The 12,666-nt window shown below is 69.6% G+C and carries 10 protein-coding genes; 4 read left to right on the top strand and 6 right to left on the bottom strand.

Annotated features, from left to right (window positions below):
* Window positions 1-585: 585 nt before the first annotated feature.
* Window positions 586-1,536, bottom strand: coding sequence for an SDR family NAD(P)-dependent oxidoreductase (locus tag FOB47_RS00450; RefSeq protein WP_174780799.1), 951 nt, complete (start codon window positions 1,534-1,536; stop codon window positions 586-588).
* A 148-nt stretch (window positions 1,537-1,684) separates the two neighbouring features.
* On the opposite strand from FOB47_RS00450, the gene FOB47_RS00445 reads away from it, so the two are divergent.
* The 4 genes from FOB47_RS00445 (at window position 1,685) to FOB47_RS00430 (ending at window position 6,355) form a co-directional block, all read left to right on the top strand.
* A complete protein-coding gene (locus FOB47_RS00445) occupies window positions 1,685-2,587 on the top strand; it encodes a LysR family transcriptional regulator (RefSeq protein WP_006576792.1) in 903 nt (300 codons plus the stop codon).
* Window positions 2,588-2,730: 143 nt separating this feature from the next.
* Window positions 2,731-3,900: an acyl-CoA dehydrogenase family protein gene (locus FOB47_RS00440; protein WP_174779659.1), complete on the top strand. Its 1,170-nt coding sequence runs from the start codon at window positions 2,731-2,733 to the stop codon at window positions 3,898-3,900.
* Window positions 3,901-3,967: 67 nt separating this feature from the next.
* Window positions 3,968-5,347 (top strand): MmgE/PrpD family protein, encoded by a 1,380-nt coding sequence (locus FOB47_RS00435; protein ID WP_053824464.1) that lies wholly within the window; start codon window positions 3,968-3,970, stop codon window positions 5,345-5,347.
* A 114-nt stretch (window positions 5,348-5,461) separates the two neighbouring features.
* Window positions 5,462-6,355: an HTD2 family dehydratase gene (locus tag FOB47_RS00430; RefSeq protein ID WP_053824724.1), complete on the top strand. Its 894-nt coding sequence runs from the start codon at window positions 5,462-5,464 to the stop codon at window positions 6,353-6,355.
* A gap of 169 nt (window positions 6,356-6,524) precedes the next feature.
* Here the strand turns inward: FOB47_RS00430 and FOB47_RS00425 are convergent, their stop codons facing one another.
* From FOB47_RS00425 to FOB47_RS00405, 5 genes are all read right to left on the bottom strand, one after another.
* Window positions 6,525-7,508: a Bug family tripartite tricarboxylate transporter substrate binding protein gene (locus FOB47_RS00425; protein WP_174780798.1), complete on the bottom strand. Its 984-nt coding sequence runs from the start codon at window positions 7,506-7,508 to the stop codon at window positions 6,525-6,527.
* Between the two features lie 300 nt (window positions 7,509-7,808).
* Window positions 7,809-8,933 carry a hypothetical protein gene (locus FOB47_RS00420; RefSeq protein ID WP_174779658.1) on the bottom strand — a complete coding sequence of 375 codons (1,125 nt, stop codon included), beginning with the start codon at window positions 8,931-8,933 and terminating at the stop codon, window positions 7,809-7,811.
* A gap of 299 nt (window positions 8,934-9,232) precedes the next feature.
* Window positions 9,233-10,393, bottom strand: a complete 1,161-nt coding sequence (locus tag FOB47_RS00415; protein ID WP_174779657.1) for a thiolase — start codon at window positions 10,391-10,393, stop codon at window positions 9,233-9,235.
* Window positions 10,394-10,397: 4 nt separating this feature from the next.
* Window positions 10,398-10,805: a Zn-ribbon domain-containing OB-fold protein gene (locus tag FOB47_RS00410; RefSeq protein ID WP_174779656.1), complete on the bottom strand. Its 408-nt coding sequence runs from the start codon at window positions 10,803-10,805 to the stop codon at window positions 10,398-10,400.
* Between the two features lie 249 nt (window positions 10,806-11,054).
* On the bottom strand, window positions 11,055-12,605 hold the full coding sequence (locus tag FOB47_RS00405) for an acetolactate synthase large subunit (protein WP_174780797.1): 1,551 nt from the start codon (window positions 12,603-12,605) through the stop codon (window positions 11,055-11,057).
* Window positions 12,606-12,666: the final 61 nt, after the last annotated feature.

Below are 12,666 nucleotides of genomic sequence, written 5' to 3'. Positions count from 1 at the left end.
CGGTCCGCCCGGGCGTGGCGAAGCATCGTTCGCCGGTTGTCTCCATGCACCGTCGAGGCAATCGCGTCTCCCCTTTGGAATCGTGGCGCGCACCGCGAGGGTGCGTGCCCATTGGAATGCCGAAACCGCTACAGGTTCCAGCTCGCATTCGACCGCGTCGATCGCATCGCTGTGTCCCCGTCGCGGTTGCCCGCGCGGCGGCATCCGTCGGCCACCGTTGCCGGTACACCAGCAAGTTGCGGGCCACATGCGGCACGCGAGTCGAACGATGCGGCAGCGCCGGCGGAACGAACGGCCGTCATCGACGGCAGTGGACCACGATCAGGGGAAACCGCAATGCGCGACGACTTGCGCGTCGGCGACAATCGATCGAAGAAAAACGAGGAAGCGGACGAACGCCGGAGGAAGAAGAGCGGAACAGACGGACAGAGGTCGGGCGCACCGAGCGACCGAGACCGAGCGACCGAGACCAAGCCACTGAGCGTCCAGGGACAGAGGGACGACAACGCGCCGGGCGTCAGCACCCGGCACATCGTGCTGCCAGCGCTGGCAGCGCTGCCGGCGCACTGCCGGCAGCGGCGGAGGTCAGATCGGATCCCAGTTGATGACGTCGGGCGAGCGCTCCAGCGGATAGAAGCTGTTGCGCATTGCGGGGATCGCGATCTCGGCGATCGACTCCGGCATCCACCCTTCGCTGGCATGCACCGATCGCACCGGGCGCGGCTGGCTCATCAGCATGATCTCGTTGGCGCGCACCGCGAAGATCTGCGCATTGACCTCGCGCGCCGCTTCGCTGGCGAGGAACACCGCCATCGGCGCGACCTTGCCTGCCTCCATCTTCTGCAGCTTGGCCACGCGCGCCCGCTCCTCGGGCGTCTCCGACGGAATCGAGCTGGTCATCCGGCTCCAGGCGAACGGTGCGATGCAGTTCGAGCGCACGTTGAAACGGGCCATGTCCAGCGCGATCGATTTGGACAGCGCGGCGATGCCCAGCTTGGCCGCTGCGTAGTTGGCCTGGCCGAAATTGCCGATCAGGCCGGAGGTCGAGGTCATATGGACATAGGCGCCGCCCTGCTGGTCCTTGAAGTACGGCGCGGCCGCGCGGCTGACGAAGAAGGTGCCGTGCAGATGCACGTCGATCACCGCGCGCCATTCCTCCTCGTTCATCTTGAAGAACATGCGGTCGCGCAGATTGCCGGCGTTGTTGATCACGGCGTCGATGCGGCCGAACCGGTCGAGCGCGCACTGGACGATCGCGTTGGCTCCCTGCCAGCTCGCCACGCTGTCGGTGTTGGCCACCGCCTCGCCGCCGGCGGCCTGGATCTCCTCGACCACGCGCTGCGCCGGCCCTGCATCGCCGCCCTCGCCGCTCAGCGACACGCCGATATCGTTGACCACCACGCGCGCGCCCGCGGCGCCGAGCGCCAGCGCGATGCCGCGGCCGATGCCGCCGCCCGCGCCGGTCACCACCGCGACCTTGCCAGCCATCGTGCCTGCCGTCTTGCCTGCGGCCGATCCTTCCACCTTCGCCGTCATCATCGGTCTCCTGTCCCACCTACGAGGTTCTATTGAAGCGGCATATACGATAAATTGCCGGCAGCGAAAGGAGAATTCGCCAATCCCAAAAGACGCCTTCCGCGCGCCGAAACCCTCCGTTCGATCCCGCCAAACCCATCACGACACGATGCATTACGACCTGACCGACCTGCGCCTGTTTCTGAACGTAGGGGAAACCCATAACCTGACGCGGGCGGCCGAACGCAGCTTCCTGTCGCTGCCGGCGGCGAGCACCCGCATCAAGCAGCTGGAGGAAGCGTTCCAGACCCAGCTGCTGATCCGCCAGGTCAAGGGGGTGCGCCTGACGCCGGCCGGCGACGCGCTGCTGCGCCACGCGCGCGAGGTCTTTCGCGAGCTCGAATGCCTGCATGCCGATCTGCGGCCCTACGCCAAGGGCGTCAAGGGCAAGGTCCGGCTGCTGGCCAACACCACCGCGACCAACTCCTTCCTCGCCAGCGCGCTGTCGCGCTTCCTGTCGGAAAACCCGGACGTCGACATCGAGCTGGAGGAACACCTGTCGCAGGAAATCGTCTCGGCGATCGGTGCCGGCGCGGCGGACCTTGGCATCGTCGCCGGCGAGGTCGCCACCGAGGATCTGGACGTGATGCAGCTGTGCAGCGACGAGCTGATCGTGATCGCGCCGGTCAACCACCCGCTGCCGCAGTTCAAGCGGCTGCATTTCGCCGATCTGCTCGACACCTGCCGCTTCGTCGGGCTGAACCAGTTCAGCGCGATCCAGTCGTTTCTCGACCGCATCGCCAGCGGCATGGGCAAGCGCATCAGCCTGCGCATCCAGGTCGGCAGCTTCGATGCGGTCTGCCGCATGGTCGAGGCGGGCGCCGGCATCGCGATCGTGCCCAACAGCTGTGCGCGCCGCTACGCCAGCCGCAAGGTGCTGCGCTTCATCACGCTGGAGGACGACTGGGCCAGGCGCGAGCTGCGCCTGGTGCGCCGGCCCGGCAGGGAGCTGCCGCAGTTCGCCGAGACCCTGGTCCACTACCTGATCGACGCGGCCCGCGAGCCCGTCTGAGCCGTCGTCCCGCGCCGCGGCGCGGGCTCCGGGGCGCAGGTAAGGCGCGCCCTAAGCCGCTCTTTGGCAAATGCGAATGTCGGTGCGCGGCGGGCTCGGGAATAATGGCCGCATTCCCGTGATTCCCCGCGAAGGGCCCACCGATGACGATCGACCAGGCGCGCGATGCGCATTACCCCGAAATCCGCGAAGCGGTGCGCGATCTGTGCGCCGGCTTCGATTCCGCCTACTGGCAGCGCGTCGAGCAGCAGGACGCCTTTCCCGAAGAGTTCGTCCAGGCGCTGACGCAGGCCGGCTGGCTGTCGGCGCTGATTCCGGAGAACTATGGCGGCTCCGGCCTGCCGCTGACGGCCGCCTCCGTGATCATGGAGGAGATCAATCGCAGCGGCGGCAATTCCGGCGCCTGCCACGGCCAGATGTACGTGATGGGCTGCCTGCTGCGGCACGGCTCCGAGGCGCAGAAGCAGCGCTGGCTGCCGGGCATCGCCGCGGGCGAGCTGCGCATGCAGTCGATGGCGGTGACCGAGCCGACCACCGGCACCGATACCACCAAGCTCAAGACCACCGCGGTGCGCCAGGGCGACCGCTATGTCGTCAATGGCCAGAAGGTCTGGATCTCGCGCGTGCAGCATTCGGACCTGATGCTGCTGCTGGCGCGCACCACGCCGCTGGACCAGGTCAAGCGCAAGTCCGAAGGGCTGTCCGTGTTCGTGGTCGACCTGCGCGAGGCGATCGGCAACGGCCTGACGGTCCAGCCGATCCGCAACATGGTCAATCACGAGACCAACGAGCTGTTCTTCGACAACCTGGAGATCCCGGCCGAGAACCTGATCGGCGAGGAAGGCAAGGGCCTGAAGTACATCCTCGACGGGCTGAACGCCGAGCGGATCCTGATCGCGGCCGAATGCATCGGCGACGGCTACTGGTTCGTCGAGCGCGCCAGCCACTATGCGTGCGAGCGCGTCGTGTTCGACCGCCCGATCGGCCAGAACCAGGGCATCCAGTTCCCGATCGCCCGCTCCTACGTCAACGTCGAGGCCGCCAGCCTGATGCGCTACCGGGCCGCCGAGCTGTTCGACGCGGGCCAGCCCTGCGGCAAGGAGGCCAACATGGCCAAGCTGCTGGCGGCCGATGCCTCGTGGGAAGCGGCCAACGTCTGCCTGCAGACCCACGGCGGCTTCGGCTTCGCCGCCGAATACGACATCGAGCGCAAGTTCCGCGAGACGCGTCTGTACCAGGTCGCACCCATCTCGACCAATCTGATCCTGTCCTACGTGGCCGAGCACGTGCTGGGGCTGCCGCGGTCCTTCTAGGGCGGCAGCTACCTCACCGCTCCCCCCGCCGCTCCCCCGCCGCGCCAACCCGTTCCACGCCAAGCCGATGCCCAGCTCCACAAGCTCCTATCCCACGCGCGAACTCTGCGAGTTCCTTGCCCGCTTCACGCTGTCCGACGTGCCGCCGTCCGTGGTCGAACGCACCAAGGACCTGTTCCTCGACTGGATCGCCTCGGCCCTCGCCGGCAAGGACGCCCCGGCGATCCGCCGGCTGCAGGAGTTCGCCGTGGCGATGGGCCCGCAGCAGGGCCCGGCCGAGGTGCTGGTCGATCGCCGCCGCACCTCGCCGTGGTTCGCCGCGCTGGTCAACGCCGCGGCCTCGCATGTGGTCGAGCAGGACGATGTGCACAACGGCTCGGTGCTGCATCCGGCCGCGGTGGTGTTTCCCGCGGTGCTGGCCGCGGCCCAGGCCGAGGGCAGCAGCGGGGCGCAGCTGCTGACCGCGGCGATCGCCGGCTACGAGGCCGGCATCCGCATCGGCGAATTCATGGGCCGCTCGCACTATCGCGTGTTCCATACCACCGGCACGGTCGGCACGCTGGCCGCCGCGGCCGCGGTGGCCAAGCTGTACGGGCTCGATGCCGAGGGCATCAACCAGGCGCTGGGCTCGGCCGGCACCCAGGCCGCGGGCCTGTGGGAATTCCTGCGCGACGCCGCCGATTCGAAGCAGCTGCATACCGCCAAGGCGGCCGCCGACGGCCTGATGTCGGCGCATCTGGCGCGGGCCGGCTTCACCGGCGCGCGCCGCATCCTGGAGGGGGCGCAAGGCATGGCGGCCGGCATGTCCAGCGACGCCGATCCGGCGCGGCTGACCGACGGCCTGGGCACGCGCTGGGCCACCGCCGAGACCTCGTTCAAGTTCTTCGCCTCATGCCGGCACACCCACCCGGCCGCCGACGCGCTGAAGGCGCTGATGCAGCGGGAGAGCGTCGATCCCGAGCAGATCGCCAGCGTGACCGCGCACGTTCACCAGGGCGCGATCGACGTACTGGGCCCCGTGGTCGATCCGGTCACGATTCATCAGGCGAAGTTCTCGATGGGCACGGTGCTCGGGCTGGTCGCCTGGCATGGCCACGCGGGCCTGGGCGAGTTCGAGCAGCACGCGCTGCGCGATGCGCGCGTCGCGGCCTTCCGCGACAAGGTGGCGATGGCGCTCGATGCCGAGATCAACGCCGCCTATCCGCGCCAGTGGATCGGCCGCGTCACCGTGACGACCACCGACGGCCGCACGCTCGAAGCACGCGTGGATGTACCCAAGGGCGATCCGGACAACACGCTGAGCCGGCCGGAGCTCGAAGCCAAGGCACTGCAGCTGGCGGCCTTCCGCCAGGGCGCCAGCGAGGCGGAGATGCGCACGATCATCGCGCGCGTCTGGGCGCTCGAACACATGGACAGCATGGCGGACTGGTTGCCGGCCGCAGGCTGAACTCCTACGCTCGCAGAGACGGTGCGAAGACGCCGTCCCTGCCATTCCTACAACACTGAGAGGATTCCCGTGGCCCAACCATTGACGGCCGATCCGGCCCACGCCGATACCCGAATCAACACCAATACCAGTCACGACACGAAGACCGAGGCCGATACCAGCCTCGAAGCGCTGCGCCAGTGGATCGGCCGCAGCGAGAGCCGCACCGAGACGCTGGCGCTGCAACCGGTGCTCGGCCTCGCCGCCACGCTGGACCTGGACGGCGACGCGATCGCGAGCGGACCGCTGCCGCCGCTGTGGCACTGGCTCTATTTCCTGCCGCGTGCGCCGCAGCGCAAGCTGGGCCGCGACGGCCACGCGGTGCTGGGCGGCTTCCTGCCGCCGGTGCCGCTGCCCCGGCGGATGTGGGCCGGCAGCGAGCTCGACTTCCAGCGTCCGCTGCGGGTCGGCGACACCGTGACGCGAACCTCGACCATCGAGGAGGTCCAGCAGAAGACCGGCCGCAGCGGCGAGCTGTGGTTCGTGTCGGTCCGCCATGTGCTGACCGTCGGCGGCGAGACGGCACTGAGCGAGCGCCATGACATCGTCTATCGCGCGATGCCGGAGCCGGGCCAGGCCCAGCCGCCGCGCCCGCGCCTGCCGCACCAGCCGCAATGGCAGCGCCAGCTGCATGCCGATCCGGTCATGCTGTTCCGCTTCTCGGCGCTGACCTTCAACGGGCATCGCATCCATTACGACCACGACTACGTGCGTGACGTCGAGGGCTATCCCGGCCTGGTCGTCCACGGTCCGCTGCAGGCGGTGCTGATGGTCGACCTGTTGCGGCGCGAACTGCCACGGGCGAACGTCAGGCGCTTCGGCTTTCGCGGCATGGCGCCGCTGTTCGACCACGACGTGGTCACGGTCGGGGGCCGCCGGGACGAACAGCAGCCCGGACGTGTGCTGCTGTGGACCGGCGACGATGCTGGCGGGCAGGCGATGGAGGGATGGGCGGTGGTCGAGGAATAACCCCTGCCGTTGCCCGCGCGCCCGCAACCACCTGCAACGGCCCGCATCGCCTGCATCCGTGGTCCCCGCGAAAGCGGGGCCCGGCGGCCTCGGAACGGCGGCAGGCCACCAAGCCTTCACAAGGCCGAAGACGCCGGGTCCCGCCTCTGCGGGAATGACGCGACAGCCGTCATTCCACCTCGATCTTCGCCGTCTTGACCACCCCGCCCCACAGGCGCAGCTCGCGCTCGATCCGCTCCGCCAGCGGCTTCGGGCCGGTGATGTTCAGGTCGTAGCCGCCCTGCGTCATGCGCTGGCGGAAGGCCGGATCGTCGCCGACGGCTTGCTGCGCCTTGACCAGCGTGTCGACTACCTCGGCCGGCAGCTTCGGCGGGCCGATCAGCGCATACCAGCCGGTCACCGCATAGTCCTTCAAGCCGGACTCGACCATGGTCGGCACGTTCGGCAGCGCGGCGTTGCGCTCCTTCGACGTCACCGCCAGCGGCCGCACCTTGCCGCCCTGGATATGGCCGATCGCGGTGCCGGTGATATCGAACATGAAGGCGATCTTGCCGCTGATCACGTCGGTCATCGCCGGCGAGTTGCCCTTGTACGGTACGTGCAGCATCTTGACGCCGCTCATCTGCGCCAGCAGTTCGGCCGACAGATGGTTGGACGCGCCGACGCCGGCCGAGCCGAACGCCACGCCCTGCGGGTGCCTGCGGGCGTACTCGACCAGCTCGCCGACGTTGCGGGCCGGGAAGTCCTTGTTGATCAGCAGCACGTTGGTGTAATCGGTGATCAGCCCGATATGGCTGAAGTCCCGGGTCGGATTGAAGTTGACCGCCTTCTGGATCAGCGGCGTCATCGTCATCGTCGGGCTGGCGACGAAGTACAGCGTGTAGCCGTCGGGCGGCGCCTTGGCCGTGACCTCGGCGGCAATCGCGCCGCTGGCGCCGGCGCGATTGTCGACCACCACCGGCTGCTTGAGCACGCGTCCGAGATGATCCGCATAGACGCGTGCCGCGGTGTCCACCGGACCGCCCGGCGTATAGCCGACGATCAGCTTGATCGGGCGCGAGGGATAGGGGTCGGCCGCCGCCACGCCTTCGCTCAGCGCCAGCGCGGCCACGCCGGCCAGTGGAATCAGCGCGCCCAGCACGGTCGCCAGCATGCCGGCGGGCCGCCATCGTGTTTGCTTCGTTGCCATGCGTCTCCTCCTGAGGTGAACGGTCTGGCTCGGCCGGCGCACTTCGTTGTTCGCGCACATTCGGTCCGCATGGGCAGGGTCCGTTTACCCGTTTACATATAGAGGGAGCCCGGGCGCTTTCGCCGATGCCATCACCGCAGTGTGTGGGTGCGCCGGCGCGCTCGCCATTTGCATTTGGCTAAGGCCGCCTTCCGCGCGGCCGTGGGTGCGCTGCGGCAAACCGGGCGCACCGGATGGCGCGGTGCGCCACGCGGGGCTCGATGGTCAGTAGCAGCGCACGCCGTCGTCGTCGCGGCATGCGGGCTCCGGCGCAAGCGCCGGCAGCAGACGCCGGGGCCCCTGCAGTTCCTGCCTGACCGCTTCGATGCCGTGGATGGCCGCACGGTATCCGTGCCGCCGCGCCCCTTCGCCGCCCACCCGCACAACGACCGCCGCGCGCCCGTCGCGCGGCATCGGATAGACCTTCAGCTGGGCCCTGCCCGCGAGTTCGCCGCGGCCACGCATCGGCAGCCGGAACAACCGGATCAGCAGCGCCAGCAGCGCACCCCGCCAGTCGCCAGCGGCGAGCCTGTGGCGCACGCCGGGGCCCGGGATCGGCACGGCTTCGTGCATGCGCCGCGCGTCTCCCACACGCACCGGCCGGATACGGCAGCGCAGCAGCACGCGCCGCGGGTCGCCATCGCGCCGGCGCCCGGCGCGGCGCCAGGGCCGGATCCGGAAGCTCAGGCACGCGTCCATCTCGGTGCCATGGGTCGCCGGGGCATCGGCCGTGCCGCCCTCGGCCGCGAGATCGGCGCGATCGGGTTCGGCGGCGCCGCGCGGACCCGAGCTCCGCTGCCAGCGGCAGAACTTGTGCAGGCGAATCTCGCCGCCTGCTGCCGAAATGGTCAGGCAGCGCTGTACCGGCGCGGCGCCGGCATTGACGGCGCGCTCGTCACGGCAGACCAGCGCCTCGTCGGCAATCGCCGCCGCGCACTCGATCAGCGCGGCTCGCCTGGCGACATCCTCTTGCTGGTCGCGGTCTTGCACGGCGCCATGCGGATCGAACAGGGCACCCAGGCAATCGCTCAGCCGCATCAGCACCTTGACGCCCATCTCGAGCTCGAGGGCGGCATGCGCTGCCTCGGAATCGGGCGCGCGGTCGCAGCGACGCAGGCCCAGGCGGTATTCGCGCGCGATATCGGCGAGAACCGAACGCAGGCGCCCGCCGGCATCCGCTGCCAGCGTGACGTCGATGCTGCCTTCGCCGAGGAACAGCCGGGTGGCGGTGCGCGCGACTTGCGCGGCATCGCGCGGCCGCAGCGGCGGCTGGCACGTGCGGGATCGCGGGTCTTCCGCATGTGGCTTGGCACAGAGGAACGATGGAATGGGGCAGGCGGGTAGCGTCATGTGGCGGCAGGCTCGAAAGACTCGGCAACGGCGGGACAAGGGCACGGGGACGATCGCTCGGCCGCCGGCGGCGCCTGCCGGCCAGCGATTCGCCATCGCATTCTCTAGACGAGTGGCGCGGCGCCATCGTTGACGGCCCATGCCAAGTTCGGGAGACTTCGCGCGGACCTGATGTCGCCAAACGAAAAAATGCGGACGAACGTGTTAAACGTTCGCCCGCATTGCCTTGCGCGCTTGCGTACCCGGCTGCCGGCTTGCTGCGGCATGCCGTCGCAGCACTGGCTCGAACGCCGAGCCTGCTACAGCGCCGCCGCGGTGCCGAGGATCGCGGTCGACTGGCTCGACAAGGTGCCGCCGTTGCCGTGCACCAGTGCAATCTCTGCACCGTCCACCTGCCGCTCGCCGCATTCGCCGCGCAACTGCCGCACCGCCTCGATGGTAATGAACATGCCGTACATGCCGGGATGCACGCACGACAGCCCGCCGCCGTTGGTATTGACCGGCAGCCTGCCGCCGGGCGCGATGGCGCCGCCGCTGACGAAGGGCCCGCCCTCGCCCTTGGCGCAGAAGCCGAGGTCTTCGAGGAACAGCAGCGTGTTGATCGTGAAGGCGTCGTACAGCTCGAGCACGTCGACATCGGCCGGCTTGATGCCCGCCATCGCGAACGCGCGCTCGCCCGACTCCTTCGCGGCGGTGACCGTCAGATCCGGCATGCTCGAGATCTGCCGGTGCCAGGTCGCGGTGGCGTTGCCCAGTACATAGACCGGCGGCCTGGCCAGATCTCTGGCGCGTTCGGCGCGCACCATCACATAGGCGCCGGCGCCGTCGGTGACCAGGCAGCAGTCGCGCACCGACAGCGGGTCCGACACCATGCGTGCGTTCAGCACATCGTCGATGCTCAACGGGTCGCGCATCAGCGCATCGGGATTGAGTTGTGCCCACTTGCGCGCGGCCACCGCGACCTCGGCCAGATGCTCGCGCGTGGTGCCGTACTGGTGCATGTGCCGCGCGGCCGCGAGCGCATAGGACGTGATCGGCTGCATCGGCTGGTACGGATTCTCGTACGGCTGCGGGTCCAGCACCGAGCGGACCTTGGCGATGCCGGCGCGGCCGACCGTCGAGGTGCGCTGGTTGCTGCCGTAGCAGACCAGCACCGCGTCGCAGACGCCCGCCTCCAGCGCCAGCATCGCCGGCAGCATATGCGCGACGAAGCTCGAGCCGCCGATCATCGTGCTGTCGACGAACTTCGGATGGATGCCCAGGTATTCGGCGACCGGCATCACCCACATGGTGGCGCCGACGCTGGCGGTGGCAATGCCGTCGATCTCGCGCATCGACATGCCGGCGGCCTTGGCCGCCTCCACCAGGATTTCCATTTCGGTCTTGCCGTGGGCCTCGCCGAGTCCGGCCTGGCCCACGCCGACGATGGCGACGCCACCGCGCAATGATTGTGCTGGCATCGCGTCAGCCCTCCACCGGATCGAACACCACCATCGCCGGAACGCCGTCGCCGGCCGCGGGCGCGACGCGCGCCTTGACCCGCATGCCGATGCGGACCGCCTGCGGCGCCACGCCCTCGACCCGGCTCATCATCCGCACGCCTTCGTCCAGATCGATCAGCGCGACGTTGTAGTCGCCGCCCGCATCGGGCTTGCGGCGCACGACACTGGTCGAATACACGGTGCCGGTACCCTTGGGATCGGTCCAGTCCAGCGCCTCGCCGCCGCAGTGCGGGCACAGATTGCGCGGATAGAACACGTAGCGGCCGCAGTCGCGGCAGTGCTGGATGCGAAAGCGCCCTTCGTTCAGCAGGGCCGCATAGATGCGGTCCGGCCCCTGCTCGGCCTGTGCCGCGGTGGTGGGTGTCGTCATGCTGTCTCCTGGCTCGATGCCTTCCGCGGGCAGCTTGCCGCAGTCATCAGCGCTTCGGCAATTCGCTTGTCCGGAAGGGTGGATTATTCGGTCGTGAAGGGGGATGCCCCTGCCCTCTCCCCCAGCCCCTCTCCGGCAAGCGGGAGAGGACAGCAAACCAGCGGGCTTTTCCCATGCCGACGGTGTTCTCCCTCACCCGCTGGCGGGAGAGGGCCGGGAAGAAGGTCGGGCGCCCACAACCCCAAAAACTCAAATCACCAGCTCGATCAGGAACGGCCCCTTGCGCTTGTTCGCCATCGCGAACAGATCGGCAAAGCTCTCCATGTCGGCCGCGCGCGCGCCCTCGACGCCCATGCCGGCGGCGAGCTTGACCCAGTCGAGATCCGGATTGCCGATGTCGAGCATGTCCAGTGCCGTCTTGCCCGGATTGGCGCCGACGCCGGCCAGTTCGCCCAGCAGGATCGCGTACTTGCGATTGGCCAGCACCACCACGGTAACGTCGAGCTGCTCGCGCGCCATCGTCCACAGCGACTGCACCGTGTACATGCCCGAGCCGTCGGCCTGCAGCGCGACCACGCGCCGGTCCGGCACGGCCACGGCGGCACCGACCGCCAGCGGCAGGCCGGCGCCGATGGCGCCACCGGTCAGCTGCAGCCAATCGTGCGGGGCGGCATGCACGGTGCCGGGATAGAAAGCGCGGCCGAAGCTGACGCTCTCCTCGACCACGACAGCCTGCTCCGGCAGCAGCGCGCTCAGCGTCTGCGCGACGGCTTCGGACGTTACCGCGCCGCTGGCGACGCCGGCCGGTGCGACAGCCGGGGTGGGGCCATCAGGCACCGGCACCGCGGGCGCGCCGAGCGCGTCGGCCAGGCGCGCCAGCGCATCGGCTAGGTCCTGCTCGGGACGGGCCAGCACGTGGATCTGCGCGTCCTCGGGATAGGGGCGCGGCGACTTGCCGGGATAGGCGAAGAAGGTCACCGGCGGCGGCGCGCCGACCAGGATCACCTGGCGGATGCCGGCCAGCCTGGCGCGCGCGGCATCGCCGGAGTAAGGCACGCGCTCGACGGCGAACCGGCCGCGCCCGCGCGACACGCGCGCATTGGACATCGGCGTGATCAGCCGCGCGTCGGTGGCAGCGGCGATGCGGTGCGCATCGGCCAGCGGCGCCTCGCGCAGCGCCGTGCCGGCCAGCACCAGCAGCGTCGGCTGGCCGGAGCGCAGCCAGCGCGCGGCCTGCTCGATCGCGTCCGGGGACACCTTGGGCGCGCTCAGCGGCGGCAGCGGCGCGGCTACCTTGCCGCCTTCGTCCCAGCACACGTCGGACGGCAGGATCAGGCTGGCCACGCCGCCGGGCGCGGCGCAGGCGGCCTGCACCGCGGCCGCGGCATCGGCGCCGACCTGATCGGCGCGCTGCGCGGTGCGGGTCCAGACCGATACCGGCCGCGCCCAGCCCTCGGTGTCGGCCGTCAGCGGCGCATCGAGCGGCCGGTGATAGGTGGCCTGGTCCCCGATGATATTGACGATCGGCGTCTGCGCGCGCCGTGCGTTGTGCAGATTGGCCAGGCCGTTGGCCAGGCCCGGTCCGCAATGCAGCAGCGTCGCCGCCGGCTTGTCGGCCATGCGGGCATAGCCGTCGGCCGCGCCCGTGACCACGCCCTCGAACAAACCCAGCACGCAGCGCATGCCGGGAATGCGGTCGAGCGCCGCGACGAAATGCATCTCGCTGGTGCCAGGATTGGCAAAGCAGGTATCGACGCCGCAGGCGAGCAGGGTCGTGACCAGGCTCTCGGCGCCGTTCAGCGTCTGCCCGGCTTGCTGGGTTGGGTTGGTCTCCATATTGCGCGCTTCCTTGGTCTCAGGT

It is taken from the genome of Cupriavidus gilardii (assembly GCF_013347325.1).
Classification (GTDB): domain Bacteria; phylum Pseudomonadota; class Gammaproteobacteria; order Burkholderiales; family Burkholderiaceae; genus Cupriavidus; species Cupriavidus gilardii.
This window is presented reverse-complemented; position numbering and strand designations above follow the sequence as displayed.